General features: G+C 66.3%; 24 protein-coding genes and 1 other RNA gene. 21 read left to right on the top strand and 4 right to left on the bottom strand.

Going from position 1 to position 26,119, the window contains the following annotated elements; translation table 11 throughout:
• Positions 1-66: 66 nt before the first annotated feature.
• Together rho and trxA are read right to left on the bottom strand one after the other, a co-directional pair.
• A complete protein-coding gene (gene rho, locus DIE06_RS13600) occupies positions 67-1,329 on the bottom strand; it encodes a transcription termination factor Rho (RefSeq protein ID WP_006478662.1) in 1,263 nt (420 codons plus the stop codon).
• Between the two features lie 194 nt (positions 1,330-1,523).
• Entirely contained in the window at positions 1,524-1,850 is a 327-nt protein-coding gene (gene trxA, locus DIE06_RS13595; RefSeq protein WP_006402348.1) for a thioredoxin TrxA, read from the bottom strand.
• 403 nt (positions 1,851-2,253) lie between these two features.
• On the opposite strand from trxA, the gene ffs reads away from it, so the two are divergent.
• The 10 genes from ffs to DIE06_RS13545 all read left to right on the top strand — a co-directional run bounded on the left by ffs (position 2,254) and on the right by DIE06_RS13545 (position 11,851).
• Positions 2,254-2,352, top strand: an RNA gene (gene ffs / locus DIE06_RS13590) — signal recognition particle sRNA small type.
• Positions 2,353-2,478: 126 nt separating this feature from the next.
• A complete protein-coding gene (locus tag DIE06_RS13585; RefSeq protein ID WP_124661858.1) occupies positions 2,479-4,842 on the top strand; it encodes a DNA polymerase III subunit gamma/tau in 2,364 nt (787 codons plus the stop codon).
• 94 nt (positions 4,843-4,936) lie between these two features.
• Positions 4,937-5,263: a YbaB/EbfC family nucleoid-associated protein gene (locus DIE06_RS13580; protein WP_006755698.1), complete on the top strand. Its 327-nt coding sequence runs from the start codon at positions 4,937-4,939 to the stop codon at positions 5,261-5,263.
• 63 nt (positions 5,264-5,326) lie between these two features.
• Positions 5,327-5,923 carry a recombination mediator RecR gene (recR, locus tag DIE06_RS13575; protein WP_014896897.1) on the top strand — a complete coding sequence of 199 codons (597 nt, stop codon included), beginning with the start codon at positions 5,327-5,329 and terminating at the stop codon, positions 5,921-5,923.
• A gap of 48 nt (positions 5,924-5,971) precedes the next feature.
• Positions 5,972-7,177 (top strand): CaiB/BaiF CoA-transferase family protein, encoded by a 1,206-nt coding sequence (locus tag DIE06_RS13570; RefSeq protein ID WP_124661857.1) that lies wholly within the window; start codon positions 5,972-5,974, stop codon positions 7,175-7,177.
• A 222-nt stretch (positions 7,178-7,399) separates the two neighbouring features.
• Positions 7,400-8,161 (top strand): 5'/3'-nucleotidase SurE, encoded by a 762-nt coding sequence (surE, locus tag DIE06_RS13565; RefSeq protein ID WP_124661856.1) that lies wholly within the window; start codon positions 7,400-7,402, stop codon positions 8,159-8,161.
• A complete protein-coding gene (locus DIE06_RS13560) occupies positions 8,158-9,087 on the top strand; it encodes a protein-L-isoaspartate(D-aspartate) O-methyltransferase (protein WP_124661855.1) in 930 nt (309 codons plus the stop codon). Before surE ends, DIE06_RS13560 begins: the two co-directional genes overlap by 4 nt.
• A 5-nt stretch (positions 9,088-9,092) precedes the next feature.
• The gene (locus tag DIE06_RS13555) at positions 9,093-9,974 is read left to right on the top strand and encodes a peptidoglycan DD-metalloendopeptidase family protein (RefSeq protein ID WP_124661854.1); all 882 of its coding nucleotides are present in this window, start codon (positions 9,093-9,095) and stop codon (positions 9,972-9,974) included.
• A gap of 11 nt (positions 9,975-9,985) precedes the next feature.
• Positions 9,986-11,071, top strand: coding sequence for an RNA polymerase sigma factor RpoS (gene rpoS, locus DIE06_RS13550; protein WP_124661853.1), 1,086 nt, complete (start codon positions 9,986-9,988; stop codon positions 11,069-11,071).
• 3 nt (positions 11,072-11,074) lie between these two features.
• On the top strand, positions 11,075-11,851 hold the full coding sequence (locus tag DIE06_RS13545) for a 3'-5' exonuclease (RefSeq protein WP_059449876.1): 777 nt from the start codon (positions 11,075-11,077) through the stop codon (positions 11,849-11,851).
• 27 nt (positions 11,852-11,878) lie between these two features.
• Here DIE06_RS13545 and DIE06_RS13540 read toward each other — a convergent pair whose 3' ends face one another.
• Complete coding sequence (locus DIE06_RS13540) at positions 11,879-12,739, bottom strand: endonuclease/exonuclease/phosphatase family protein (protein ID WP_124661852.1); 861 nt, start codon at positions 12,737-12,739, stop codon at positions 11,879-11,881.
• Positions 12,740-12,979: 240 nt separating this feature from the next.
• Here DIE06_RS13540 and rlmD point away from each other — a divergent pair, with 240 nt between their 5' ends.
• On the top strand, positions 12,980-14,377 hold the full coding sequence (gene rlmD / locus DIE06_RS13535) for a 23S rRNA (uracil(1939)-C(5))-methyltransferase RlmD (protein WP_124661851.1): 1,398 nt from the start codon (positions 12,980-12,982) through the stop codon (positions 14,375-14,377).
• 63 nt (positions 14,378-14,440) lie between these two features.
• Here the strand turns inward: rlmD and DIE06_RS13530 are convergent, their stop codons facing one another.
• Positions 14,441-15,139 carry a Bax inhibitor-1/YccA family protein gene (locus DIE06_RS13530; RefSeq protein WP_006761414.1) on the bottom strand — a complete coding sequence of 233 codons (699 nt, stop codon included), beginning with the start codon at positions 15,137-15,139 and terminating at the stop codon, positions 14,441-14,443.
• A gap of 250 nt (positions 15,140-15,389) precedes the next feature.
• Here DIE06_RS13530 and ndk point away from each other — a divergent pair, with 250 nt between their 5' ends.
• The 10 genes from ndk to hflX all read left to right on the top strand — a co-directional run bounded on the left by ndk (position 15,390) and on the right by hflX (position 26,097).
• The gene (ndk, locus tag DIE06_RS13525; RefSeq protein ID WP_011352265.1) at positions 15,390-15,815 is read left to right on the top strand and encodes a nucleoside-diphosphate kinase; all 426 of its coding nucleotides are present in this window, start codon (positions 15,390-15,392) and stop codon (positions 15,813-15,815) included.
• A gap of 55 nt (positions 15,816-15,870) precedes the next feature.
• Positions 15,871-17,010 carry a 23S rRNA (adenine(2503)-C(2))-methyltransferase RlmN gene (rlmN, locus tag DIE06_RS13520; protein WP_044848980.1) on the top strand — a complete coding sequence of 380 codons (1,140 nt, stop codon included), beginning with the start codon at positions 15,871-15,873 and terminating at the stop codon, positions 17,008-17,010.
• A gap of 190 nt (positions 17,011-17,200) precedes the next feature.
• Positions 17,201-18,226, top strand: a complete 1,026-nt coding sequence (locus DIE06_RS13515) for a helix-turn-helix domain-containing protein (protein WP_124661850.1) — start codon at positions 17,201-17,203, stop codon at positions 18,224-18,226.
• Positions 18,227-18,332: 106 nt separating this feature from the next.
• Positions 18,333-19,637, top strand: a complete 1,305-nt coding sequence (gene ispG / locus DIE06_RS13510; RefSeq protein ID WP_124661849.1) for a flavodoxin-dependent (E)-4-hydroxy-3-methylbut-2-enyl-diphosphate synthase — start codon at positions 18,333-18,335, stop codon at positions 19,635-19,637.
• A gap of 21 nt (positions 19,638-19,658) precedes the next feature.
• Positions 19,659-20,999, top strand: coding sequence for a histidine--tRNA ligase (gene hisS, locus DIE06_RS13505; protein WP_124661848.1), 1,341 nt, complete (start codon positions 19,659-19,661; stop codon positions 20,997-20,999).
• Between the two features lie 55 nt (positions 21,000-21,054).
• Positions 21,055-21,684 carry a tetratricopeptide repeat protein gene (locus tag DIE06_RS13500; RefSeq protein WP_124661847.1) on the top strand — a complete coding sequence of 210 codons (630 nt, stop codon included), beginning with the start codon at positions 21,055-21,057 and terminating at the stop codon, positions 21,682-21,684.
• A 40-nt stretch (positions 21,685-21,724) separates the two neighbouring features.
• A complete protein-coding gene (gene bamB, locus DIE06_RS13495) occupies positions 21,725-22,870 on the top strand; it encodes an outer membrane protein assembly factor BamB (protein ID WP_124614458.1) in 1,146 nt (381 codons plus the stop codon).
• A gap of 247 nt (positions 22,871-23,117) precedes the next feature.
• Positions 23,118-24,455 (top strand): ribosome biogenesis GTPase Der, encoded by a 1,338-nt coding sequence (der, locus tag DIE06_RS13485; RefSeq protein ID WP_124661846.1) that lies wholly within the window; start codon positions 23,118-23,120, stop codon positions 24,453-24,455.
• A 154-nt stretch (positions 24,456-24,609) separates the two neighbouring features.
• Positions 24,610-24,849: an RNA chaperone Hfq gene (gene hfq, locus DIE06_RS13480; RefSeq protein ID WP_006399927.1), complete on the top strand. Its 240-nt coding sequence runs from the start codon at positions 24,610-24,612 to the stop codon at positions 24,847-24,849.
• A gap of 72 nt (positions 24,850-24,921) precedes the next feature.
• Positions 24,922-26,097, top strand: coding sequence for a GTPase HflX (hflX, locus tag DIE06_RS13475; RefSeq protein WP_185733403.1), 1,176 nt, complete (start codon positions 24,922-24,924; stop codon positions 26,095-26,097).
• Positions 26,098-26,119 lie beyond the last annotated feature (22 nt).

Below are 26,119 nucleotides of genomic sequence, written 5' to 3'. Positions count from 1 at the left end.
GTCGGGACGGAAAAACGGCCGCCGGGCGAAATGCGCGGGCGGCCGTTCGGTGCGGGGCGAGGGCGATCAGCCGCCGCGGCGCATCAGGTCGAAGAACTCGGAATTGCTCTTCGTCTGGCGGATCTTGTCGAGCAGGAATTCCATGGCCTCGACTTCGTCCATGTCGTGGATGAACTTGCGCAGCACCCAGATCTTTTGAAGGATCTCGGGCTTGATCAGCATTTCTTCGCGGCGCGTGCCCGACTTGTTCAGGTTGATCGACGGATAGACGCGCTTTTCCGCGAGACGGCGCTCGAGGTGCACTTCCATGTTGCCGGTGCCCTTGAACTCTTCGTAGATCACGTCGTCCATGCGGCTGCCGGTTTCGATCAGCGCGGTGCCGATGATCGTCAGCGAGCCGCCTTCCTCGATGTTGCGCGCCGCGCCGAAGAAGCGCTTCGGACGCTGCAGCGCGTTCGCGTCGACACCGCCCGTCAGCACCTTGCCCGACGCCGGGATCACGGTGTTGTACGCGCGTGCGAGACGCGTGATCGAGTCGAGCAGGATCACGACGTCGTGCTTCATTTCGACGAGGCGCTTGGCCTTCTCGATCACCATTTCGGCGACCTGGACGTGACGCGTGGCCGGTTCGTCGAACGTCGACGCGATCACTTCGCCGGCGACCGAGCGCTGCATTTCGGTCACTTCTTCAGGGCGCTCGTCGATCAGCAGCACGAACAGGATGACGTCCGGATGGTTCTGCTTGATCGCGTGTGCGATGTGCTGGAGCATCACGGTCTTGCCCGACTTCGGCGACGCGACGAGCAGGCCGCGCTGGCCCTTGCCGATCGGCGCGATCATGTCGATGATGCGGCCCGTGACGTTCTCTTCGCCGCGCATTTCGCGCTCGAGCGACAGCGGCTTGTTCGGGTGCAGCGGCGTGAGGTTCTCGAACATGATCTTGTGTTTCGAGGCCTCGGGCGGCTGCCCGTTGACTTTGTCGACCTTCACCAGCGCGAAGTAGCGCTCGCCGTCCTTTGGCGTGCGGACTTCACCTTCGATGGTGTCGCCGGTATGCAGGTTGAAGCGGCGGATCTGCGACGGGCTGATATAGATGTCGTCGGTGCTCGCGAGGTACGACATTTCCGGCGAGCGCAGGAAGCCGAAGCCGTCCGGCAGCACTTCGAGCGTGCCGTCGCCGAAGATCGTCTCTCCCGTCTTGGCGCGCTTTTTGAGAATGGCGAACATCAACTCCTGCTTGCGCAGGCGGTTCGCGTTTTCGATCTCCAGGCCATTGGCCATTTCGATCAGTTCGGACACGTGCAGAGACTTGAGCTCGGATAAATGCATACGGAGAACCCGCCAGGGAGGAGAAGCGACGAAAAGAAATAAGGGAGGAGGGCGAGCGGAAGCGCTCTGAGACTTAATGCGTCTTGTAGACGTTTTTTGATTCTAGCATACGCCGATTCGCGCCTGAGCGGCCGAACGGCGGCTTGACGGCGGACGTGTTGTCGGTTGACAACACGTCCGCGGAACGGCCGGTATTACAGGTGGCTGTCCAGGAATGCGGTGAGCTGCGACTTCGACAGCGCACCGACCTTCTGTGCGGCGGCCGCGCCGTTCTTGAACAGGATCAGCGTCGGGATGCCGCGCACGCCGAACTTGGCCGGCGTCGCCTGGTTGTCGTCGACGTTGATCTTCGCGATCTGCAGCTTGTCGCCATAGTCCTTCGCGACTTCGTCGAGGATCGGGGCGATCATCTTGCAGGGGCCGCACCATTCGGCCCAGAAGTCGACGAGCACGGGCTTGTCGGATTTGACGACGTCCTGTTCGAACGATGCGTCGCTGATGTGTTTGATCTGTTCGCTCATTGGGTCAATACCTCTTACGGTTCGGGGACTGCCTGCTTGGCGCGTTGCGGCGCTCCGGCGGCCTGTCGGCTGCCGGCCGCTGCGGCAGGTCACTCCGCTCTCCGGAAGGAGGGGCGTAAGCGCTGCATGGCGCGGCTCGCGGGTCGTTCGGGCGTCATATTAGCCTAAATTGCTATCTGCTGCGGGCGGCGATAGTAGCCGCTATGCAAGTAGGGGTACGGCGCGCCGTTCGACCGTTGTGTTCGGAAGGTGGAGGCCGGCTCGCAAAATACAAGAGTCGCGGCATGAATCCGCGTGTTGGCGCCGGATTGGCCTGCCCGCACGCGCGCCGGTTTGCTCGAACATTCGCATTGTTGCGAACAAACGGTCGCATTCGGCCGGAAGCGGTGATAGAATATGCCGTGACGGGCCTCCTCGCATGGTGGGGCGGTGAACCTGGTCAGGTCGGGAACGAAGCAGCCACAATCGTTTTTCGCCAGTGCCGAGGGTCGGGCTCGTCACCTTTCCTCTCGCCCCGTTCGCCGGGCGTTTTTTATTTCTGCGTCACTCTCCGTATTGCCTGCGCTTTGCCCGTTTCCGCACCGGTTCGCCTGTCGGCGCGACGCAGCGTTACTGATACAATTTCCCGATGACCTATCAAGTTCTCGCACGCAAGTGGCGTCCGAAGGATTTCGCTTCGCTCGTCGGCCAGGAGCACGTCGTCAGGGCGCTCACGCACGCGCTCGACGGCGGGCGTCTCCATCACGCCTATCTGTTCACCGGAACCCGCGGCGTCGGCAAGACGACGCTGTCGCGGATCTTCGCGAAGGCGCTCAACTGTGAAACCGGCGTCACGTCGCAGCCGTGCGGCGTGTGCCGCGCGTGCCGCGAGATCGACGAAGGCCGTTTCGTCGACTACGTCGAGATGGATGCGGCGAGCAACCGCGGCGTCGACGAGATGGCCGCGCTGCTCGAGCGCGCGGTGTACGCGCCCGTCGATGCGCGCTTCAAGGTCTACATGATCGACGAAGTGCACATGCTGACGAACCACGCGTTCAACGCGATGCTGAAGACGCTCGAGGAGCCGCCGCCGCACGTCAAGTTCATCCTCGCGACGACCGATCCGCAGAAGATTCCCGTCACCGTGCTGTCGCGCTGCCTGCAGTTCAACCTGAAGCAGATGCCGGCCGGGCACATCGTGTCGCATCTCGAGCGGATCCTCGGCGAAGAGCAGATCTCGTTCGAGCAGCAGGCGCTGCGTCTGCTCGCGCGCGCCGCGCAGGGCAGCATGCGCGATGCGCTGTCGCTGACCGACCAGGCGATCGCCTATTCGGCGAACGAAGTGACCGAATCGGCCGTGTCGGGCATGCTCGGCGCGCTCGACCAGACCTACATGGTGCGCCTGCTCGATGCGCTCGCGGCCGGCAACGGCCCGGAGATCCTCGCGATCGCCGACGAGATGTCGCTGCGCAGCCTGTCCTTTTCCACCGCGCTGCAGGATCTCGCGAGCCTGCTGCACCGGATCGCCTGGGCCCAGTTCGCGCCGGGCTCGGTACTCGACGAATGGCCGGAAGCGGCCGACCTGCGCCGCTTTGCGGAGACACTGAGCCCTGAGCAGGTTCAGCTGTTCTATCAGATCGCAACGGTCGGACGTGCGGAGCTCGGCCTTGCGCCGGACGAATACGCCGGCTTCACGATGACGTTGCTGCGGATGCTCGCGTTCGAGCCGGCCGCCGGCGCCGGCAGTGCGCCGGGCGGTCAGCCGGCCGTGCCGCGTGCCGTGCCAGCACCTGCACCGCGTGCGGCCGCTGCTGCTGCTGCTGCGTCGGTTGCGGCATCTAGGCCATCGGCGCTGGCACCGGCAGCCGCGGAGGCAGCGCGCCCGCAAGCGGCCGCACCGGTTGTACCCGCTGTACCCGCTGCGCGTCCGTCGCCGGCCCAGTCCGCCGATGCGGTGACTTCGCCCGCCGTGAAGCCTGTTTCGACGCCGGCAGCCGCTGCGGCCGAAGCATCGGTGGCCGAACAGCCGGAAGCGTACCCGGCACCTCAAGCGGCACCGGCGAGCGATGCGCCACCGGCTGTCCGCAACGAACCTGAACCGCCTGCTGCCGCCAAGCGCAACGACGAACCTGAGCTGCCTGCCGAACCGGCGCCGCGTGCTGCGCCGGCCGAGCCTGCCGCGCGCCCGTCGGCTCGCGGTGGTGCCGCTGCCGCACTCGACGTGCTGCGCAATGCCGGCATGCGCGTGTCGTCCGACCGCTCGCGGGCGGGCGCCGCGCCGAAGCCGGCGGCGGCCCAGCCGGCCGTCGAGAAACCGGCGGCATCGCGTCCCGCCGTGCAGGTGCCGACGCCGCGCTCGGCAGCCCGCGCGCCGCAGGCAGCCGACACGCGCCAGGCCCCGCCGCCGTGGGAAGACATCCCGCCGGACGAATACGTGCCGCTCAGCGCAGACGAGATGTTCGGCGGCGCGGCCGACGACGGCTTCGTCCCCGTGTTCGACAGCGGCCCCGACGACGTGCGCATTGCGCCGAAGCCGGCGGAGGCCCGTCCGTCCGCGCCGGTCGACATGCGGCCGCTGCCGCCCGCGATCGTGCTCGACCCGGTCGGCTTCGACGGCGAGTGGCCGGCGCTGGCTGCGCGGTTGCCGCTGAAGGGCGTCGCGTATCAACTCGCGTTCAACAGCGAGCTGACGGCGGTCGACGCGACGACGTTGAAACTGTCCGTACCGGTGCCGCAGTATGCGGACGCCGCACAGGTCGCGAAGCTGAAGGCCGCGCTGGCCGACGCGCTCGGCAAGCCTGTCGAGGTGGCGGTCGAGGTCGGGCCCGCGCGGCGCACCGCGGCGGCGCTCGATGCGGCCGCGCGCGCGGCACGCCAGCGCGAGGCCGAGCAGGACATCCATGGCGATCCGTTCGTCCAGCAGCTCGTACGCGACTTCGGCGCGCGTATCGTCGAAGGCTCGGTACGGCCGCTCGCCGATTCGGCGCAGGATGGCACGCCGACGCTGCATTGAACGAATCGCACCGCGACAGGCGCAATCACGCCCGCGCATATTGACCGGCACGCGCCGCGTGCCGGTTTCCACACGATCAAGAAGGAGTATTCCCATGTTGAAAGGCAACCTCGCCGGACTGATGAAGCAAGCGCAGCAAATGCAGGAAAACATGAAGAAGATGCAGGAGCAGCTTGCGCAGATCGAAGTCGAAGGGCAGTCGGGTGCCGGCCTCGTCAAGGTGACGATGACCTGCCGCAACGAAGTCCGTCGCGTGGCGATCGACCCGAGCCTGCTCGCGGACGACAAGGACATGCTCGAGGATCTGGTCGCGGCCGCGTTCAACGATGCCGTGCGCAAGGCCGAAGCGACGTCGCAGGAAAAGATGAGCGGCATGACGTCGGGCCTGCCGCTGCCCCCGGGCTTCAAGCTGCCGTTCTGAGCGCAGCGTCCGTTCAGCCCGCTCAGCCTGTTCAGCCTTCAGCCTTCAGCCTTCAGCCGCCGTATGAAACAGCCGTCCGCCCTGTCCGCGCTCGTCGAAGCGTTGCGCGTATTGCCCGGCGTCGGGCCGAAATCCGCGCAACGCATGGCGTACCACCTGATGCAGCATGATCGGGAGGGCGCGGAGCGGCTCGGCCGGTCGCTGCTGTTCGCGACCGAGCACCTGCAGCACTGCGAGAAGTGCAATACGTTCACGGAAGCGCAGATCTGCGAGGTGTGCAGCGACGAGGAGCGCGATCCGACGCTGCTGTGCGTCGTCGAGACGCCGGCCGACCAGATCATGCTCGAGCAGACGATGACGTACCGCGGGCTGTATTTCGTGCTGATGGGGCGGCTGAGCCCGCTCGACGGGATCGGCCCGAAGGAAATCCATTTCGACCGGCTCGTGCGGCGCGCGTCCGACGGGATCGTCAAGGAGGTCGTGCTCGCGACCAACTTCACGAACGAGGGCGAAGCCACAGCACACTACCTCGGCCAGACGCTGAAGGCACGCGGGCTCGCGGTCACGCGGCTCGCGCGCGGCGTGCCGGTGGGCGGCGAGCTCGAATACGTCGACGCGGGCACCATCGCCCGCGCGATGCTCGACCGCCGCACGATGTAAGCCGGGCGCTGCCGCCCGGCGGCGCCGTTCCTCATGCAAGGGAGACACATGAGCACCAGCCAGGGCCCGCTCGCGGGCGTCAAAGTGCTCGAATTCGGGACGCTGATCGCGGGGCCGTTCGCGTCGCGCCTCTTTGCCGAATTCGGCGCGGAAGTGATCAAGATCGAGGATCCGAACGGCGGCGACCCGTTGCGCAAGTGGCGCAAGCTGCATCCGGAGCAGGGCGGCACGTCGCTGTGGTGGTCGGTCCAGGCACGCAACAAGAAATCGGTCACCCTCAACCTGAAATCCGATGCCGGCAAGACGATCGCGCGGCAGCTCGCGCGCGAGGCCGACATCGTGATCGAAAACTTTCGGCCGGGCCTGCTCGAGAAGCTCGGGCTCGGCTACGACGTGCTGTCGGCCGACAACCCCGGTCTCGTGATGGTGCGCCTGTCCGGCTACGGGCAGACGGGCCCGTATCGCGACCGGCCGGGCTTCGGCGCGATTGCCGAATCGATGGGCGGATTGCGCCACATCACCGGCTATCCGGATCTGCCGCCGCCGCGCATCGGCATCTCGATCGGCGACTCGATCGCCGCGCTGCACGGCGTGATCGGCGCGCTGATGGCGCTCCACCACCGCAAGGTGAACGGCGGCGCGGGGCAGGTGGTCGACGTTGCGCTGTATGAAGCGGTGTTCAACATGATGGAAAGCGTGGTGCCCGAGTACGGCGTGTACGGGATGGTGCGCGAGCGCACCGGCGCGTCGCTGCCGGGCATCGTGCCGTCGAACACCTACGCGTGCCGCGACGGCAGCATCGTGATCGGCGGCAACAGCGACCCGATCTTCAAGCGGCTGATGAAGGCGATCGAGCGCGACGACCTCGCCGACGATCCCGCGCTTGCACGGAACGACGGACGCGTGCCGCGCACGCAGGAGATCGACGATGCGATCGCCGCGTGGCTCGCGCCGCGCACGATCGACGAGGCGCTCGCCGTGCTCAACGCGGCCGACGTGCCGGCCGGGCGCATCTATAGCGCCGCCGACATGTTCACCGATCCGCAGTTCGTCGCGCGGCAGATGATCCAGCGTTTCAAACTGGCCGACGGCACCGACATCCCGCTGCCGAACATCACGCCGAAGCTGTCCGGCACGCCGGGCGAAACGCGCTGGCTCGGGCCCGAACTCGGCGAGCATACGGACGAGGTGCTGCACGGCCTCGGCTACGACGCGCAGGCGATCGCCGCGCTGCGCGAGGCCGGCGCGATCTGAGCGCGCGGAGGCCGGGCGCGTTGCGCCAGGCTTCCGTGAGCGGCATCCCGCAAGGAGAACGCCTTCGGGGCGGAAAACGTCGGGTGGCCCGGCGTTTTCCCGTACGCGCAGAATGCGGCCGCGCAGGGCGGCGGCGCACCGTGCATGCGTCGTGTGCGCGGGCCCGTCCGCCGCTGCCGGACTGTCGCTCTCGCGCCATCTTTCCTCGGTTACAATCGCCGGATGCGAATCCTACTCAGCAACGACGACGGCTATCTCGCCCCCGGTCTCGCCGCGCTCAGCGACGCGCTGCAGCCGCTGGCCGACCTCACCGTGATCGCGCCCGAGCAGAACTGCAGCGGCGCATCGAATTCCCTCACGCTGTCGCGGCCGCTGTCGGTGCAGCGCGCGGCGAATACGGGTTTCTTCTACGTGAACGGCACGCCGACCGATTCGGTGCACGTCGCGTTGACGGGGATGGCCGACGCGCGACCCGACCTCGTCGTGTCGGGGATCAACAACGGCCAGAACATGGGCGAAGACACGCTCTATTCAGGGACAGTTGCGGCCGCCACCGAAGGCATCATGTTCGGCGTGCCGGCCATCGCGTTCTCGCTGGCCGACAAGGGCTGGGCGCATCTGGCGGACGCGGCGCGCGTCGCCGCGGAAATCGTCGAGCACTATCTCGCGCATCCGCTGCCCGGTCAGCCGCTGCTGAACGTCAATATTCCGAATCTGCCGTACGACGAACTGAAAGGCTGGCAGGTCACGCGCCTCGGCAAGCGTCACCCGTCCCAGCCGGTGATTCGCCAGACCGACCCGCGCGGCGAGCCGGTTTACTGGATCGGTGCCGCGGGTGCGGCGCTGGACGCGAGCGAAGGCACCGATTTCCACGCCGTCGCAAACGGTTTCGTATCGATTACGCCGCTGCAGCTCGATCTCACGCATACGCAAATGCTGCCTGCCACGCGCGAATGGGCGCGCGCAGGAGGGCGGGCTTCATGAGCGGCGAGCGCGCGAAGCGGTTCCCGCTCGCGCTCGAAGATCTCAAGCGAGCGCCACGCAAATCGGACGGCCGGGCCGGCGAACGCCATGCGGCGAGCGCGGTGCCGAAGGCCGTCGACAAGCCTGCCGCCGTGCTGAAGCCGGTGGCGGTGAAGACGGGCGTCGCCCGCACGGTGCCCGGCACGACCGCCGCGAAGCCGGCGACCGCACCGAAGCCGACCGTGCTGAAGCCCGCGATGCCGAAGCCGGCTGCGCCAAGCGTCGCGCCGGCCGGTGCGTTCGCGCTGACCTCGGAACGTGTGCGCGAGCGCATGGTCGAACGCCTGCGCGCGAACGGCGTGACCGATGCGCGCGTGCTGGATGCGATGGCCGCGGTGCCGCGCCACATGTTCGTGGATCCGGGGCTCGCGACGCAGGCCTATGAAGATTCCGCGTTGCCGATCGGCCATCAGCAAACGATTTCAAAGCCGTCGGTCGTCGCGCGCATGATCGAGCTCGCGATGGCCGGCCGCACGCTCGAGCGCGTGCTCGAGATCGGCACCGGTTGCGGCTACCAGGCCGCGGTGCTGAGTCACGTGGCGCGCGACGTGTATTCGATTGAACGCATCAAGCCGCTCTACGAGCGCGCGAAGCTGAACCTGCGGCCGCTACGCGTGCCGAACATCCGTCTGCATTACGGCGACGGACGTGTCGGCCTGCCGTCCGCGGGCCCGTTCGACGCGATCGTGATCGCGGCGGCGGGGCTCGACGTGCCGCAGGCGCTGCTCGAGCAACTCGCGATCGGCGGGCGGCTCGTCGCGCCGGTCGGCGCGCAGAGCGGGCAGCCCCAGGTGCTCACGCTCGTCGAGCGCGTCGCGCACGCGCAATGGCGGGAGTCGCGGCTTGATCGCGTTTTCTTTGTCCCTTTAAAATCCGGAGTGATTTGAAACCGATGAGTATGTTGCGCGCGATGCAAGACAACCGAACCAGGGAACCGCTCACGTTCGCCCAGCGCGCGATCTGTGTGGCTGCGTTCTCCACGCTACTGGCCGCCTGTGCGACGCGGCTCGACAACGCGCCCGTCGTCGACCGCTCCGGATCGCTCGGCACGACCGCCGCCGCGCAGCCGGCGGTGCCGCTCGGCCCGCCGCCGCCCGGCTTCTACCGTGTGAAACCGGGCGATACGCTGTACCGGATCGCGCTCGAGAACGGGCAGAACTATCGCGACATCGCCACGTGGAACAACCTGGCGAACCCGAACCAGATCGAAGTCGACCAACTGCTGCGTGTCGCGCCGCCGGGCGGTGCCGCGGTTGCCGGCTCGCCGGCTGCCGCGCCGATCACCGGTGCCGCCGTTGCGACCGCGCCGCTCAGCAGCGGTCCGGCGACGCCGGCCGCGGGCTCGTCGTCGGCGATCACGCCGCCGGCTGCCGCCGCATCGAGCGATACGGCAGCAGCGCCGAGCGGCCCCGTCACGTTTGCGTGGCCCGTGCGCGGCCCGGTGCTGAACGGTTTCGACGACGCGAAGAACAAGGGCGTCAATATCGGCGGCACGTCCGGCGAAGCCGTGAAGGCGGCGGCCGACGGCCGCGTCGTCTACTCGGGCAACGGCCTGCGCGGCTATGGCAACCTCATTATCATCAAACACGATGCGACTTACCTCACGGCGTATGCACACAATCGCGCTTTGATGGTAAAAGAGGGGGACGCGGTGACGAAGGGGCAGAAGATCGCCGAGATGGGTAACAGCGATGCTGACCGCGTGATGCTGCATTTCGAGGTTCGCCGTCAGGGTAAACCTGTCGATCCGCTGAAGTATTTGCCGCCTCAATAACCGAGACGACCATGCCGAAATCGAAGCGCCACGAGCCGCAAGCCGAGTCTGAGAAGATCAGTCGTGCCACGCAAGCATCGGTGGAGCGAGCTGGCGCTTCGAAGGACGACGAGGACGACGTCGCGGAAAACGAACGTGATCTCGAGGCAAGCGACGCCGAAGCGGACGGCGACGAAGAGCGCGAAGGCCGGACGGAAGCCGCGCCCGACGTCGACGATTTCCGCGCAATGCTGCAGGCCGAACTCACGGCCGACACGATCCAGCATTATCTGAACCGCATCAGCGTGAAGCCGCTCCTGACCGTCGAGGAGGAGCAGCGCTATTCCCGTCTCGCGAAGGCCGGCGAATTCGAGGCACGGCAGGTGATGATCGAGCGGAACCTGCGTCTCGTCGTCAGCATCGCGAAGGGTTACCTGAACCGCGGCGTGCCGCTGCTCGACCTGATCGAGGAAGGCAATCTCGGCCTGATGCACGCGATCGAAAAGTTCGACCCGACGCGCGGCTTTCGCTTCTCGACCTACGCGACGTGGTGGATCCGGCAGAGCATCGAACGGGCGATCATGAACCAGGCTCGCACCGTCCGCCTGCCCGTGCACGTGATCCGCGAACTGAACCAGGTGCTGCGCGCGAAGCGCCACCTCGAAAAGAATTCGATGTCGACGGGCGAAGCGGCCGAGCGCCGCGAAGCCAGTATCGACGACATCGCCTATCTCACCGGCAAGACCGCCGAGGAAGTCACCGACATCCTCGCGCTCAACGAGCACACGGCGTCGCTCGACGCGCCGCTCGATCTCGATCCCGCGAGCAGCCTGCTCGACCTGCTGCCCGACGATCAGAGTCAGTCGCCCGACGCCGAGGTGCAGCATCGCGAGCTCGAGACGCTCACGCGCGCATGGCTGTCGCGGCTGTCCGACAAGCATCGGCACGTGATCGAGCGCCGCTTCGGCCTGAACCACATCGAACCGGCCACGCTCGAGGAGCTGGCCGACGAGATGGGGCTCACGCGCGAGCGCGTGCGGCAGATCCAGCAGGAAGCGCTGGTGCGCCTCAAGCGGTTCTTCGCCTCCAACGGCGTGCGCAAGGACGCCGTTCTGTAACCGATGACACCGATTCTCGTTTTTGACATCGAGACCATTCCCGATGTCGACGGCATTCGCCGTCTGGAAGACCTGCCTGCGACGCTCGACGATGCCGCGGTGGCCGAACATGCGTTTGCCGCGCGCCGCGAGAAGACCGGCAGCGATTTCCTGCCGCATCACCTGCAGCGTATCGCGGCGATCTCCTGCGTGTTCCGCGACAACAACGGGTTCCGCGTCCGCTCGCTGGGCACGCCCCAGGACAACGAGGCGACGCTGGTCCAGTCGTTCTATCGCGTGATCGAGAAGTACACGCCGCAGCTCGTGTCGTGGAACGGCGGCGGCTTCGATCTGCCGGTGCTCCATTACCGTGCGCTCGTGCACGGGATCCCCGCGACCCGCTACTGGGATCTGGGTGAGGACGATCGCGACTTCAAGTGGAACAACTACATCTCGCGCTATCACTCGCGGCATACCGATCTGATGGACGTGCTCGCGATGTATCAGGCGCGCGCGAATGCGCCGCTCGACGCGCTCGCGAAGCTGTGCGGCTTTCCGGGCAAGCTCGGGATGGACGGCAGCCAGGTGTGGCCGGCGTTTCAGGACGGCAGGATCGAGGAAATCCGCAACTATTGCGAAACCGACGTCGTCAATACCTACCTGCTGTATTGCCGGTTCCAGCTGATGCGCGGCGGCCTGACGCCGAGCGAATATGCGGACGAGATCCTGCTCGTGAAGAACGCGCTCGCGCAGGAGCCCGCATCGCATTGGGCCGAATACCTGGCCGGATTCGACGTGTGACGCGGGCGGCCCGCGTCGCGGCCGTGATCAATTGCAATCGAGTTCGAGCACGACCGGCTGGTGATCCGACGCGCGTACATCGCCGTCGATCTCGCAGCGTGTGACGTGCGGCAGCAGCGTATCGGTCACGAACACGAAATCGCATGCGAGCGGTCCTTCCGACCATTGGACCGTGTCGTAGACGCCGGCGGTCGGCGGCGGCGTGTGGCCCGGGTGTCGGGCGACCCACGCATCGGCGAACGGCGGTGCGTCGGCGATCGGCTCCAGCATGCGCCGGTACGCATCGCTGCCGAACGCGCTGTTGAAATCGCCGCAGACGATCGCGTCGCGCGGCTGGCCGGTCGCGCTGAACGGCCCCGCGGCATTCTCCGCCGGCGCGGGCTGGTCCGCGTGCGCGCAGGCCTCGCGGTGCCGGTCGCGCAACGCATCGACCTGCGCGAGTCGCTGGCGCGCCGAATAGTATTCGAGGTGCGTCGTGAGGACCCGCAACGAGCCCGACGGCGTCACCAGCTCGACGTCGAGCGCGACGCGCGGCATCGACGGTGCGCTGGCGTCGGCCGGCCACGGCAGCAACTGGCGCAGTACGCGCCCGACCGGCAGCCGGGTCGCGATCGCATTGCCGAACTTGCGGCGCGGCGCGCCGGGTTCGAGCGCCGGCAGGTCGGCGCCGATCGCGTCGACGATCGTATAGCCGGGCAGCAAGGCCGCCAGTTCGGCGAACTGGTCGGGGCCCGGCTGGCCGGGCAGTGCGCCGAAGCCGCGCGTGACTTCCTGCAGGCACAGCACGTCGAAGTCGCCGAGCCGGCGGGCGACGGCGATGGTGCGCGAGAGGTCGACGACGCCGTCCGCGTCCCGACCCCATTGGATGTTCCAGTCGATCAGTCGCATGGTCGAGCCTCCCGAGTCTCTTGGGTCTCCTGCGAGCAGAGCTTGTGCCACCCGCTGGCCTGGCGAGACGTCGCGCATCCAGGCCGGCGGCGGGCGGCCGGAGCGCGCGCCTGCCGGCCGTTCCTGCATGACGCGGCGCGGTAGATGCGTCAGTATCGACGCTTGCGCCATGAAAGCGGGCGATGCGGGCTTTCGTCGTCTACAATCTCGCCTTCTTCAACGTTTTGTCAGGAAAAGCTGGTGTCCGAAGCCGTCCCCACTTCTGCGCGCAAATCGAAAAATGCGCCCGTCGCGCCCGGGCCTGCCCCGGTTCTCGAGATCGAATCGCTCGACATGGAAGCGCGCGGTGTCGGCCGCACGGCGACCGAGGACGGCACGCCGGGCAAGGTCATCTTCGTCGAGGGCGCGCTGCCCGGCGAGCGCGTGACCTATTCGAGCTACCGTCGCAAGCCGAGCTACGAGCAGGCGACCGTTGTCGACATTCTGCGCCCGAGCGTGCTGCGCACGCAGCCGAAGTGCAAATTCTTCGGCACCTGCGGCGGCTGCTCGATGCAGCACCTCGACATGCGTGCGCAGGTGGCGATCAAGCAGCGCGTGCTCGAGGACAACCTGTGGCATCTGTCGAAGCTGCGCGCCGAGACGATGTTCGCGCCGATCCACGGCCCGTCGTGGGGCTACCGCTACCGTGCGCGCCTGACCGTGCGCAACGTCGCGAAGAAGGGGGGCGTGCTGGTCGGGTTCCACGAAAAGAAGAGCAGCTATGTCGCGGACATGACGAGCTGCGAAGTGCTGCCGCCGCACGTGTCGGCGATGCTCGTGCCGTTGCGCCGGCTGGTCGAGGGGCTGTCGATCCGTGACCGGATGCCGCAGATCGAACTCGCGGTCGGTTCGCAAGTCACGGCGCTGGTGTTACGCGTGCTGGAGCCGATCAATGCGGACGACGAGGCGTTGCTGCGCGCGTTCGCGGACGAGCACAAGGTGCAGTTCTGGCTGCAGCCGAAGGGCCCGGACACGGTCGCGCCGTTCTATCCGCTCGACGTGCCGCTCGACTACACGCTGCCGGAGTTCGGCATCCGCATGCCGTTCAAGCCGACCGACTTCACGCAGGTCAACCACCAGATCAACCGCGTGCTGGTGGGCCGTGCGCTGCGCCTGCTCGCGCCGTCGCGCGACGATCGCGTGCTCGACCTGTTCTGCGGGATCGGCAACTTCACGCTGCCGCTCGCGCGGCTGTCGCGCGAGGTGATGGGCATCGAAGGCAGCGAAACGCTGACGACCCGCGCGCTGGCGAATGCGCGCGAGAACGGCGTCGATGGCCACACGACGTTCGCGTGCCGGAACCTGTTCGAGGTGACGGGCGACGACCTTCGTGCGCTCGGCGCGTTCGACAAGTTCCTGATCGACCCGCCGCGCGAAGGCGCGCTCGCGGTGTCGAAGGCGCTGGCCGAAATCGCGCAGAGCGGCGAAGGTCCGCTGCCGAAGCGCATCGTCTACGTGTCCTGCAACCCGTCGACGCTCGCGCGCGACGCAGGCCTGCTCGTGCACGAGGCCGGCTACCGGCTGAAGGGCGCCGGGGTCGTGAACATGTTCCCGAATACGTCGCACGTCGAATCGATCGCACTGTTCGAGCGCGACTGAGCCGGGCGGCGGACGTAAAAAAACCGGCCCTCGGGCCGGTTTTTTCATGCTGTGCCGCGAACGTCAGTTGCGGTTGCCGCCGAAGATGCCGAGCAGCGCGAGCAGGTTCGTGAACACGTTGTACAAGTCGAGGTAGATCGCGAGCGTGGCCGAGATGTAGTTCGTCTCGCCGCCGTTCACGACGCGCTGGACGTCGAACAGCATGTAGGCCGAGAAGATCGCGATCGCGAGCACGGACACCGTGAGCATCAGCGCCGGCAGTTGCAGGAAGATGTTCGCGACCGAGGCGAGCAGGATCACGATCACGCCCATGAACAGCCATTTGCCGAGCCCCGAGAAATCGCGCTTGCTGACGGTGGCGATCGTCGCCATCGCGGCGAAGATGATGCCGGTGCCGCCGAACGCGAGCATGATCAGCGACGGGCCGTTCGAGAAGCCGAGGATGAAGCTCAGCAGGCGCGACAGCATCAGGCCCATGAAGAACGTGAAGCCGAGCAGCACGAACACGCCGGCCGCGCTGTTTTTCGTCCGCTCGATCGCGAACATGAAGCCAAACGCGATCGCGAAGAACGCAAGCAGGCTCATCATCGGGCTCGTGGCCGCGAACAGCGAGAAGCCCGTCGCGACGCCGACCCATGCCCCCAGCACCGTTGGCACCATCGACAGCGCGAGCAGCCAGTACGTGTTCCGCAGCACGCGATTGCGAACCTCCGCGGTGCTGACGGAGCCGCCGCGGCCGAAATTGTACGGATAGTCGTTCATGGTTTCTCCTAACATTGAACGCGTGGGCGTCCGGGGCCGGTTCGGCGCGCGCGATGTGCGGCGCAGCAAACCGGAGCAGCTATGGCTAAGATACGTTCCGTGCCGCGAGGTTTCAATGGCCGGGCGGCGCAAAAACATATGGATTCGGAACCTTTCGCTCGTGTAAGGGTTCAATCGCAATGATACACGGGATCGTGCTACAATAGCGGATTCATTTGAACCTGTAACTTCTTAATTTCTTGGAGTTTTTATGGCAATCGAGCGCACCCTGTCGATCATCAAGCCGGATGCGGTGGCAAAGAACGTGATCGGCCAGATCTACAGCCGTTTCGAAGGCGCCGGCCTGAAGATCGTCGCATCGCGCATGGCACACCTGTCGCGTGCGGACGCAGAGAAGTTCTACGCAGTTCACGCGGCACGTCCGTTCTTCAAGGACCTCGTCGACTTCATGATCTCGGGCCCGGTGATGATCCAGGTTCTGGAAGGCGAAGGCGCGATCCTGAAGAACCGCGACCTGATGGGCGCGACGGATCCGAAGAAGGCGGAAAAGGGCACGATCCGCGCCGACTTCGCCGACAGCATCGACGCGAACGCCGTGCACGGCTCGGACGCTGCCGAAACGGCTGCGGTCGAAGTCGCGTTCTTCTTCCCGGAAATGAACGTCTACTCGCGCTAAGCCCTGGCTGGCAACAAGTAGGCAGGATTCAGCGCACGCGGCAAGGCAGCACATCATGACGAGCGAAACTTCCGTCAATCTTCTCGACTTCGATGCCGAGGGTCTTGTCGCGTACTGCGGCAGCCTCGGCGAGAAGCCGTTCCGCGCCAAGCAGTTGCAGCGCTGGATCCACCAATACAACGCCGGCGATTTCGACGGCATGACCGATCTCGCGAAGTCCCTGAGGGAAAAGCTCAAGGGCCGCGCGTCGATCGTGATGCCCGATATCGTCAGCGATCACGTTTCCACCGACGGTACACGCAAGTGGCTGATCGACGTCGGAAACGGCAATGCGGTCGAAACCGTGTTCATCCCGGAGGAGACGCGCGGCACGCTGTGCGTGTCGTCGCAGGCCGGGTGTGCGGTGAATTGCCGCTTCTGCTCGACGGGCAAGCAGGGCTTCTCCCGCAACCTGTCGACAGCCGAAATCATTGGCCAGCTCCGGATGGCCGAATTTGCGCTGCGTGCGTCGCTCGGTCGCGCGCCCGGTCCGAACGGCAAGGCCGAACGGGTCGTCACCAACGTGGTGATGATGGGCATGGGCGAGCCGCTGCTGAACTACAGCGCGGTCGTGCCCGCGATGCGGCTGATGCTCGACGACAACGCGTACGGACTGTCGCGCCGCCGCGTCACGCTGTCGACGTCGGGCGTGGTGCCGATGATGGACCGCCTCGGCGCCGAACTGCCGGTCGCGCTCGCCGTTTCGCTGCACGCGCCGAACGATGCGCTGCGCGACGAGTTGGTGCCGCTCAACAAGAAGCATCCGCTTCGCGAGCTGATGGCCGCGTGCCAGCGCTATCTGAAAGTCGCGCCGCGCGACTTCATTACTTTCGAATACTGCATGCTCGACGGCGTCAACGACACCGAAGCGCATGCGCGCGAACTGCTGGCCGTCACGCGTGACGTGCCCTGCAAGTTCAATCTGATCCCGTTCAATCCGTTTCCGGAATCGGGCCTCATCCGCTCGAAGCCGGAGCAGATCAAGCGTTTTGCACAGGTCCTCATCGACGCGGGTGTCGTCACGACCGTGCGCAAGACGCGCGGCGACGACATCGACGCCGCGTGTGGCCAACTGGCCGGCGCCGTGAAGGACCGCACGCGCCTGGCGGAGCGAACGGGCGCAGCAGCAAAAATCATTGAAGTTCGGGCGATTTGACGGGGACGCCTAGTTGGGGACGCCCAGTCGGGGCTGCCTGGCAGCGGATGCCCGAACTTTTTGGCGGTACAACACGCGAATAGCGATCGGTCGCGGCGCCTCGGCGCCGCGCATGGTATGGACAGTTGCGGGTGCCGGCCGGCAAGAGCCGGCGGCGCCCCAGTGAAGAAGAATCGACGCGAGGACAAGGATGAGTGAGCCGCAGCCGACAAACGGCGCAGAGACGAATGCCGCGAAGCCGGCACCGGCGGGGCTTGAAACGCTGGCAGCCGTCGGCAGCCGGCTGGCGCAGCTCCGGGAAGCGAAGGGCTGGACGGTCGACGACGTGTCGGCGCGGCTCAAGGTCGCTCCGCAGAAGCTGCGTGCGCTCGAGGCAGGCGACATCAGTCATTTGCCCGGCGTGACATTCGCGCTCGGCGTCGTGCGCAGCTACGCGAAGATGCTCGGCGTCGATCCGGAGCCGTTCGCGCAGGCATTGCGCCGCGAGCGCGGCGTACCGGAAGTCGATCTGTCGATGCCCGCGTCGTCGGGGACGGATCTGCCGCGCGGCCGCGTGTCGATTCCGCTCGGTGGAACGTCGGGTCATCATCCGTGGCTGTGGGGGACGGCGATCGTCGTCGTCGCGGTGATCGCGGTACTCATGTGGCACACTGGCGGCGATTCGTCGAGCTGGCTCGCGCGCTTCAAGGGCGGCAACACCGAACATGCGTCGGCGGCCAGCGCGCCGGCGGCGTCTTCCGTCGAAGGGGCCGCTGCGGGCGCCGCATCGACGGCAGCCGGTAGTGACGCCCCGGCGCAGGTTGCGGCATCCGCCGTGGCACCGCAGGCCGTTGCGTCGGCGGCTCCGGCTCCGGCTCCGGCTTCTGCCCCGACAGCCGCCGCGCCTGCGTCGCAACCGCTCGCCGTGACGGCGGCGGCGAGCAGCGCGGCCGTGCCGGCCCAGCCTGCGAGCGTCGTGGTGGCGGCAGGCCAGTCGATGGTCGAACTGAAGGTCAAGCAGGATTGCTGGTTCAGCGTGCGCGACAAGAGCGGCAAGGAGCTGTTCTCGGCGCTGGTGCGGGCCGGCGAGACGAAGCAGGTCGCTGGCGACGGGCCGTTCAAGGTCACGATCGGCAACAAGGCAGGCCTTGATGCGGTCGCGTTCGACGGAAAACCTGTCGATCCGGCAAAATATTCGGCAGCGCGGGGTAACGTGGCGCGGTTCACGCTGCCCTGACGTCAAGCGCCGTGACGCAGGCCTGTCCTGGACAGGCCGCGAGGGCACGGCGCTTTTTCAATTCATGCGCCGCCTCGCGGCGCATTCCGCGTAAATGGATCTATCGATGCAATCCGAAGCTCAATCCCCACGCAGCAGTCAGATTTGTTCAACCGAGCCGGTGTTCGGCGGGCATCAGCCGCGTCGCGTGTCGCATGCGGTGGATGTTCGTTGGGGCGGGCAGCTCGTGACGATCGGCGGCGATGCGCCGGTGCGCGTGCAGTCGATGACGAATACCGACACGGCCGACGCGATCGGCACGGCGATCCAGATCAAGGAACTCGCGAACGCGGGCTCGGAACTGGTGCGCATCACGGTCAACACGCCGGAGGCCGCGGCCGCCGTGCCGGCGATCCGCGAGCAGCTCGACCGGATGGGCGTGACCGTCCCGCTCGTCGGCGATTTCCACTACAACGGCCACCTGCTGCTGCGCGACTATCCCGGTTGCGCGGAGTCGCTGTCGAAGTACCGGATCAACCCGGGCAACGTCGGCCGGGGCGCGAAGCGCGACACGCAGTTCGCGCTGATGATCGAAGCCGCGGCGAAGTACGACAAGGCGGTACGGATCGGCGTGAACTGGGGCAGCCTCGACCAGGACCTGCTCGCGCGCATGATGGACGAGAACGGCGCGCGTTCGCAGCCGTGGGATGCGCAGAGCGTGATGTACGAAGCGCTGATCCAGTCGGCGATCGGCTCGGCCGAGCGCGCGGTCGAACTGGGTCTCGGCCGCGACCGCATCGTGCTGTCGTGCAAGGTCAGCGGCGTGCAGGACCTGATCGCCGTGTACCGTGAACTCGGCCGCCGCTGCGGCTTCGCGCTGCACCTCGGGCTGACCGAGGCCGGCATGGGTTCGAAGGGCATCGTCGCGTCGACGGCCGCGCTCGGCGTGCTGCTGCAGGAAGGGATCGGCGACACGATCCGCATTTCGCTGACGCCGGAACCGGGCGCGCCGCGCACGGGCGAGGTGATCGTCGGCCAGGAAATCCTGCAGACGATGGGCCTGCGCTCGTTTGCACCGATGGTGATCGCGTGCCCCGGCTGCGGCCGCACGACGAGCACGCTGTTCCAGGAACTCGCGATGCAGATCCAGACCTACCTGCGCGAGCAGATGCCGGTCTGGCGCAAGGAATACCCGGGCGTCGAGAAGATGAACGTCGCGGTGATGGGCTGCATCGTCAACGGCCCGGGCGAGTCGAAGCACGCGAACATCGGCATCAGCCTGCCGGGTTCGGGCGAGAACCCGGCCGCGCCCGTCTTCATCGACGGCGAGAAGGTCAAGACGCTGCGCGGCGAGCGGATCGCCGAGGAATTCCAGCAGATCGTCAGCGACTACGTCGCACGCAATTACGGCCGCACCGAGGCCCTGAACTAAATTCGTCCACACACACGAACGATGACTGAACAGAAACGCAAGATCGAGAAGCTCACCGGCGTCAAGGGCATGAACGACATCCTCCCGCAGGATGCCGGCCTCTGGGAGTTCTTCGAAGCTACCGTGAAATCGCTGCTGCGCGCGTACGGCTACCAGAACATCCGCACGCCGATCGTCGAACACACGCAGCTCTTCACGCGCGGCATCGGTGAAGTCACGGACATCGTCGAGAAGGAGATGTACAGCTTCACCGATGCGCTGAACGGCGAGAACCTGACGATGCGCCCGGAGAACACCGCGGCCGTCGTGCGCGCGTCGATCGAGCACAACATGCTGTACGACGGCCCGAAGCGCCTGTGGTACATCGGCCCGATGTTCCGTCACGAGCGTCCGCAGCGCGGCCGCTACCGCCAGTTCCACCAGGTCGGCGTCGAGGCGCTCGGCTTCGCGGGCCCGGATGCGGATGCCGAGATCATCATGATGTGCCAGCGTCTGTGGGACGACCTCGGCCTGACCGGCATCAAGCTCGAGATCAACTCGCTCGGCCTCGCTGAAGAGCGTGCCGCGCACCGCGTCGAGCTGATCAAGTACCTCGAGCAGTTCGCGGATGTGCTGGACGAGGATGCGAAGCGTCGCCTGTATACAAACCCGCTGCGCGTGCTCGACACGAAGAACCCCGCGCTGCAGGAAATCGCGCAGAACGCACCGAAGCTGATCGACTTCCTCGGCGACGAGTCGCGTGCCCACTTCGAAGGGCTGCAGCGCCTGCTGCTCGCGAACAACATCCCGTTCAAGATCAACCCGCGTCTCGTGCGCGGCCTCGACTACTACAACCTGACCGTGTTCGAATGGGTGACCGACAAGCTCGGCGCGCAGGGTACGGTCGCGGCCGGCGGCCGCTACGATCCGCTGATCGAGCAGCTCGGCGGCAAGCCGACGGCCGCATGCGGCTGGGCGATGGGCATCGAGCGCATTCTCGAGCTGCTGAAGGAAGAGGATCTCGCACCCGAGCAGGAAGGTGTCGACGTGTACGTGGTGCACCAGGGCGAGACGGCGCGCGAACAGGCGTTCATCGCGGCCGAGCGTCTGCGCGATACGGGCCTCGACGTGATTTTCCACTGTAGCGCCGACGGCGCGCCGGCAAGCTTCAAGTCGCAGATGAAGCGGGCCGATGCGAGCGGTGCCGCGTTTGCGGTGATCTTCGGCGAGGAAGAGGTCGCGAACGGCACGGTGGGCGTGAAGGCGCTGCGCGGTGCGGGCCAGGACGGGGAAAAGAACGTTCAGCAGACCGTACCGGTCGAAAGCTTGACCGAATTCCTAATCAATGCGATGGTTGCATCCGCCGAAGACGGCGACGACTGATCGCGCTGGCATTCGCTTGACAAGAAAAGCCTGACAAGGAAGGAATCGCTCGCCGATGAGTTATCACGACGAACAAGAATCGATTGAAAGTCTCAAGGCGTGGTGGGCCCGCTGGGGAAACCTCACCACGTGGATCGTGCTCGCGGCGCTGGTCGTCGCGGCCGGTTTCAATGGCTGGAATTACTGGCAGCGCCGTCAGGCCGCCGAGGCTTCCGGGTTGTACGAGCAGGTGCAGAAGGCCGCCGCCGCGAACGACAAGGCGACGATGGCCCGTGCGGCCGCCGACATGGAAGACAAGTTCGGCAGCACGCCGTATGCGCAGATGACCGCGCTGTCGGCCGCGAAGACGTTGTACGCGGCCGGTGACGCCGCCGGCGCGAAGGCGCAACTGCAATGGGCCGTCGATCACGCCAAGGACGACGAGTACAAGCAGATCGCGAAGCTGCGTCTCGCGTCGCTGCTGCTCGACGAGAAGGCATACGACGCGGGCCTCGCGCTGCTGTCCGGCACGCCGGTCGATGCATTCAAGGGCCTCGTGGCCGATCGCCGTGGCGATCTGCTGGCGGCACAAGGCAAGACTGACGATGCGCGCGCCGCATACAAGCTCGCGCTCGACGGCCTGCCGCAGGACGACCAGTCCGCGCGTCAGCTCGTGCAGTTCAAGCTTGATGCGCTCGGCGGCTGATCGCGGCCCCCTCAACCTCTTAACTCTGCTTCGCTAACCGATGAATTTGCTGAAACGTTACGCTGTGCCCGTCGCCTGCGCGGCGGCTGTCCTGGCATTGGCGGCCTGCTCGTCGTCGAAGGACGCGCGCCGCGTGCCGACACCGCTCACCGAGTTCAAGCCCGTCATGGACGTGCAACAGGTCTGGAAGGCGAGCGTCGGCAAGGGCGGGCGCTACCTGTTCTCGCCGGTGGCCGTGGGCGACGCCGTCTACGCGGCGGGCGAGAACGGTTCGGTCGAGAAGATCGACGCGAAGACGGGCCAGACGCTGTGGCGCGCGAAGGTCGGTTCGGACCTGTCGGCCGGGGTTGGCAGCGACGGCAACCTGACCGCGGTCGGCGCGTTGAAGGGCGGTGTGTTCGTGCTCGGCCCCGACGGCAAGCAGCTGTGGAAGACGAGCGTGCAGGGCGAGATCTTCTCGCCGCCGCTGGTCGGCAACGGCCTCGTCATCGTGCGCACGATCGACGGCCAGGTGATCGCGTTCAACGCGCAGACGGGCGAGCAGAAGTGGAACTACCGCAACCGCGCGGTGCCGCTGAACCTGCGCGTGTCGGCCGGCATGACGTTCGCGGGCGATGCGGCCGTGCTGGCGGGCTTCCCCGGCGGCGGTCTCGTCGCGATCAACCTGCAGACGGGCGAGCCGTTCTGGCAGACGCCGGTGTCGTTCCCGAAGGGCGTGACCGAAGTGGAGCGCATCAACGACGTCAGCGGTCCGCCGACGCTCGTGGGCGCCGAAGCGTGTGCGGTCACGTTCCAGGGGCAGCTCGGCTGCTTCGATGCGAACTCGGGCCGTCCGTTGTGGGAAAAGGCGTTCTCGAGCCGCAGCGGTCTTGCGCAGGACGATTCGGTCGTCGCCGGCGGCGACGACTGGTCGGTCGTGACGGCCTACGACGCGGCGAGCGGCAACCAACTTTGGCGCAACGACAAGCTGAAGAGCCGCGACGTCGGCGTGCCCTACTTGCTCGGCCACGCGGTCGTGATGGGGGACTACAACGGCTTCGTGCACTTCCTGTCGCGCGAGGACGGCAGCTTCATCGCCCGGATGAAGACCGACGGCAGCGCGATCACCGCGGCGCCGGTCCTGGCCGGCAATACGCTCGTCGTGCAGACGAAGGACGGCGGCCTGTACGGGTTCCGTCCGCGCTGACGCGCACGCAACAGGCGCAATCGCGGCGTGGCGGGCCTGTCCCGCGCGCCGCGGTCGCGCGACACGAAGGCGGCCGGTGTCCCCGGCCGCTCGGTATTTGAAAGGCAGTTCGAGACGAAAGACGACGGCGCGCAACGCGCGCCCGGCGCGCGCATCCGGCGCGGCGCGAATTCGTGATATTTTCATTCAGCGCAGCCGCCCGCAGCAGCGGGCCTCCCGCTGCTGCGCATCACCGTAGAAAACACAGATGAAACCGGTCATTGCCCTCGTTGGGCGCCCCAATGTGGGGAAATCCACGCTGTTCAACCGGCTCACGCGCTCGCGCGATGCGCTGGTCGCCGACTTGCCGGGCCTGACGCGCGATCGCCATTACGGCGAAGGGCGGGTCGGCGCACGGCCGTACCTGGTCGTCGATACCGGCGGCTTCGAGCCCGTCGCGAAGGACGGCATCCTGCACGAGATGGCACGCCAGACGCGGCAGGCCGTCGAGGAAGCCGACGTCGTCGTGTTCATCGTCGACGGCCGTAACGGGCTCGCGCCGCAGGACAAGTCGATCGCCGACTACCTGCGCAAGACCGGCCGGCCGATCTTCCTGGTGGTCAACAAGGCCGAGGGGATGAAATACACGGCGGTCGCGACGGACTTCTACGAGCTCGGGCTCGGCGATCCGCGCGCGATCTCGGCCGCGCACGGCGACGGCGTGACCGACATGATCAACGAGGCGCTGGAAGTCGCGTATGCGGGCCAGCCCGAGGAAGCGGACGAGGACGATCCGGCGCGCGGCATCAAGATCGCGATCGTCGGCCGGCCGAACGTCGGCAAGTCGACGCTCGTGAACGCGCTGATCGGCGAGGACCGCGTGATCGCGTTCGACATGCCGGGCACGACGCGCGACTCGATCTACGTCGACTTCGAGCGTAACGGCAAGAAATACACGCTGATCGACACCGCGGGCCTGCGACGCCGCGGCAAGGTGTTCGAGGCGATCGAGAAGTTCTCGGTCGTGAAGACGCTGCAGTCGATCTCGGACGCGAACGTCGTCATTCTTCTGCTGGATGCGCAGCAGGACATTTCCGACCAGGACGCGCACATCGCGGGTTTCGTCGTCGAACAGGGCCGCGCGCTCGTGATCGGCGTCAACAAGTGGGATGGTCTCGACGACCACGCGCGCGATCGCGCGAAAGCGGATTTGACCCGCAAGCTGAAATTCCTCGACTTCGCGAAATCGCACTACATTTCGGCGGCGAAGAAGACGGGCATCGGCGCACTGATGCGCTCGGTCGACGACGCGTACGCGGCGGCGATGGCGAAACTGCCGACGCCGAAGCTCACGCGCGCGCTGATCGAGGCCGTCGAGTTCCAGCAGCCGCGTCGTCGCGGCCCGGTGCGTCCGAAGCTGCGCTACGCGCACCAGGGCGGCCAGAATCCGCCGCTGATCGTCATCCACGGCAACGCGCTCGACGCTGTGACGGAAACGTACAAGCGTTACCTCGAAAACCGATTCCGCGAAACTTTCTCACTGACCGGGACTCCATTGCGCATAGAGTTCCGTTCGTCGAACAACCCGTACGCGGACAAGGGCTGAAGCATGCCTGCCACGCACGTCCGGCAAGGAATAGGCCGCATGGCCTAGTGCCGGGCGGGGCAGGCAAAATCAGCTATAGTGTAGCGATTGGCGCCGGATCTCTTTTTCTTCGTCGCCAATCCAGATCAACCTGCAAAAAAAGATGGAGTACGCCATGAGCAACAAAGGGCAATTGTTACAAGACCCGTTTTTGAACGCACTGCGCAAAGAGCACGTTCCCGTTTCGATCTATCTCGTCAACGGCATCAAGCTGCAAGGGAACATTGAATCGTTCGACCAGTACGTCGTGTTGCTCCGTAATACGGTGACCCAGATGGTCTACAAGCACGCCATCTCGACGGTCGTGCCGGCGCGCCCGGTGAATTTCCACCCGGACGCGGAAGCTTCGTCCTAACCCATCGCAGCGGCCGGCATCCGGTCGCCGCGAGCGACCGATGCCAGCCGCCTTATCTTGACACCCGATAATTTGATCAACGCAGCGCTCGTCGGCATCGATTTCGGCAAGACCGATTTCGAAGCCAGTCTCGAAGAACTCAGTCTTCTTGCCTCCAGTGCGGGGGCTCGTCCCGCCGTCACCCTCACAGGTCGTCGCGCCAGTCCCGATGCCAAGATGTTCATCGGCAGCGGCAAAGCCGAAGAATTGCGGCTTGCCTGCGACGCGCACAACGTCGAAATCGTCATCTTCAACCACGCACTCGCACCGGCCCAGCAACGCAATCTGGAGCAGGCGCTCAACAGGCGGGTGGTCGATCGCACGAGCCTCATCCTCGATATCTTTGCGCAGCGTGCCCGCAGCCATGAAGGCAAGCTGCAGGTGGAGCTCGCGCAGCTGCAATACCTGTCGACCCGACTGATTCGCGCGTGGACCCACCTGGAGCGGCAAAAGGGCGGTATCGGCCTGCGCGGCCCCGGCGAAACCCAGCTCGAAACCGACCGCCGGCTGATCGGCGAGCGCATCAAGATGCTGAAGTCGCGGCTCGACCGGCTGCGCCGGCAGCACAGCACGCAGCGTCGCCAGCGCGCGCGCAGCGGCACGATGTCGGTGTCGCTCGTCGGCTATACGAACGCGGGCAAGTCGACGCTGTTCAATGCGCTGACGAAAGCGCAGGCCTATGCGGCCGACCAGCTGTTCGCCACGCTCGATACGACGTCGCGGCGCGTGTACCTCGGCGACGAGGCCGGCCAGATCGTCGTGTCCGATACGGTCGGGTTCATTCGCGAACTGCCTCACCAGCTGGTTGCCGCGTTTCGCGCGACCCTCGAGGAAACGATCCATGCGGATCTGCTGCTGCACGTGGTCGACGCGTCGAGCGCGGTGCGGCTCGAACAGATCGAGCAGGTGAACGGCGTGCTGCACGAGATCGGCGCGGACACGATCCGGCAGGTGCTGGTGTTCAACAAGATCGACGCCGTGCCCGAGCTGGCGGCCCGCGGCGACGCGGTCGAGCGGGACGAGTATGGTAATATTTCGCGCGTCTTTTTGAGCGCGCGCACCGGTCAGGGTCTTGATGCGTTGCGTGCCGCCATCGCCGAGATCGCCTCCGCGGAACACCTTTCCGGCGCGACGTTACCCAACGGCGTGCTCGACGGCGCACCCGCTGAACCACACGAAGACCACACGATTTCCGAACAGGGGCGCTAACCGGTCCCGGCCGGTTAGCCGG

Source organism: Burkholderia sp. Bp8998, assembly GCF_003854235.1.
In the GTDB taxonomy this organism is placed as follows: domain Bacteria; phylum Pseudomonadota; class Gammaproteobacteria; order Burkholderiales; family Burkholderiaceae; genus Burkholderia.
Note: the sequence above shows the minus strand (reverse complement) of the source record. Positions and strands in the feature narration are given on the sequence as shown.

What these genes read in the sequence shown, in the direction of transcription:
- rho (WP_006478662.1), bottom strand. Translation starts at nt 1,329, where the DNA reads ATGCATTTATCCGAGCTCAAGTCTCTGCACGTGTCCGAACTGATCGAA.
- trxA (WP_006402348.1), bottom strand. Translation starts at nt 1,850, where the DNA reads ATGAGCGAACAGATCAAACACATCAGCGACGCATCGTTCGAACAGGAC.
- DIE06_RS13585 (WP_124661858.1), top strand. Translation starts at nt 2,479, where the DNA reads ATGACCTATCAAGTTCTCGCACGCAAGTGGCGTCCGAAGGATTTCGCT.
- DIE06_RS13580 (WP_006755698.1), top strand. Translation starts at nt 4,937, where the DNA reads ATGTTGAAAGGCAACCTCGCCGGACTGATGAAGCAAGCGCAGCAAATG.
- recR (WP_014896897.1), top strand. Translation starts at nt 5,327, where the DNA reads ATGAAACAGCCGTCCGCCCTGTCCGCGCTCGTCGAAGCGTTGCGCGTA.
- DIE06_RS13570 (WP_124661857.1), top strand. Translation starts at nt 5,972, where the DNA reads ATGAGCACCAGCCAGGGCCCGCTCGCGGGCGTCAAAGTGCTCGAATTC.
- surE (WP_124661856.1), top strand. Translation starts at nt 7,400, where the DNA reads ATGCGAATCCTACTCAGCAACGACGACGGCTATCTCGCCCCCGGTCTC.
- DIE06_RS13560 (WP_124661855.1), top strand. Translation starts at nt 8,158, where the DNA reads ATGAGCGGCGAGCGCGCGAAGCGGTTCCCGCTCGCGCTCGAAGATCTC.
- DIE06_RS13555 (WP_124661854.1), top strand. Translation starts at nt 9,093, where the DNA reads ATGAGTATGTTGCGCGCGATGCAAGACAACCGAACCAGGGAACCGCTC.
- rpoS (WP_124661853.1), top strand. Translation starts at nt 9,986, where the DNA reads ATGCCGAAATCGAAGCGCCACGAGCCGCAAGCCGAGTCTGAGAAGATC.
- DIE06_RS13545 (WP_059449876.1), top strand. Translation starts at nt 11,075, where the DNA reads ATGACACCGATTCTCGTTTTTGACATCGAGACCATTCCCGATGTCGAC.
- DIE06_RS13540 (WP_124661852.1), bottom strand. Translation starts at nt 12,739, where the DNA reads ATGCGACTGATCGACTGGAACATCCAATGGGGTCGGGACGCGGACGGC.
- DIE06_RS13530 (WP_006761414.1), bottom strand. Translation starts at nt 15,139, where the DNA reads ATGAACGACTATCCGTACAATTTCGGCCGCGGCGGCTCCGTCAGCACC.
- ndk (WP_011352265.1), top strand. Translation starts at nt 15,390, where the DNA reads ATGGCAATCGAGCGCACCCTGTCGATCATCAAGCCGGATGCGGTGGCA.
- rlmN (WP_044848980.1), top strand. Translation starts at nt 15,871, where the DNA reads ATGACGAGCGAAACTTCCGTCAATCTTCTCGACTTCGATGCCGAGGGT.
- DIE06_RS13515 (WP_124661850.1), top strand. Translation starts at nt 17,201, where the DNA reads ATGAGTGAGCCGCAGCCGACAAACGGCGCAGAGACGAATGCCGCGAAG.
- ispG (WP_124661849.1), top strand. Translation starts at nt 18,333, where the DNA reads ATGCAATCCGAAGCTCAATCCCCACGCAGCAGTCAGATTTGTTCAACC.
- hisS (WP_124661848.1), top strand. Translation starts at nt 19,659, where the DNA reads ATGACTGAACAGAAACGCAAGATCGAGAAGCTCACCGGCGTCAAGGGC.
- DIE06_RS13500 (WP_124661847.1), top strand. Translation starts at nt 21,055, where the DNA reads ATGAGTTATCACGACGAACAAGAATCGATTGAAAGTCTCAAGGCGTGG.
- bamB (WP_124614458.1), top strand. Translation starts at nt 21,725, where the DNA reads ATGAATTTGCTGAAACGTTACGCTGTGCCCGTCGCCTGCGCGGCGGCT.
- der (WP_124661846.1), top strand. Translation starts at nt 23,118, where the DNA reads ATGAAACCGGTCATTGCCCTCGTTGGGCGCCCCAATGTGGGGAAATCC.
- hfq (WP_006399927.1), top strand. Translation starts at nt 24,610, where the DNA reads ATGAGCAACAAAGGGCAATTGTTACAAGACCCGTTTTTGAACGCACTG.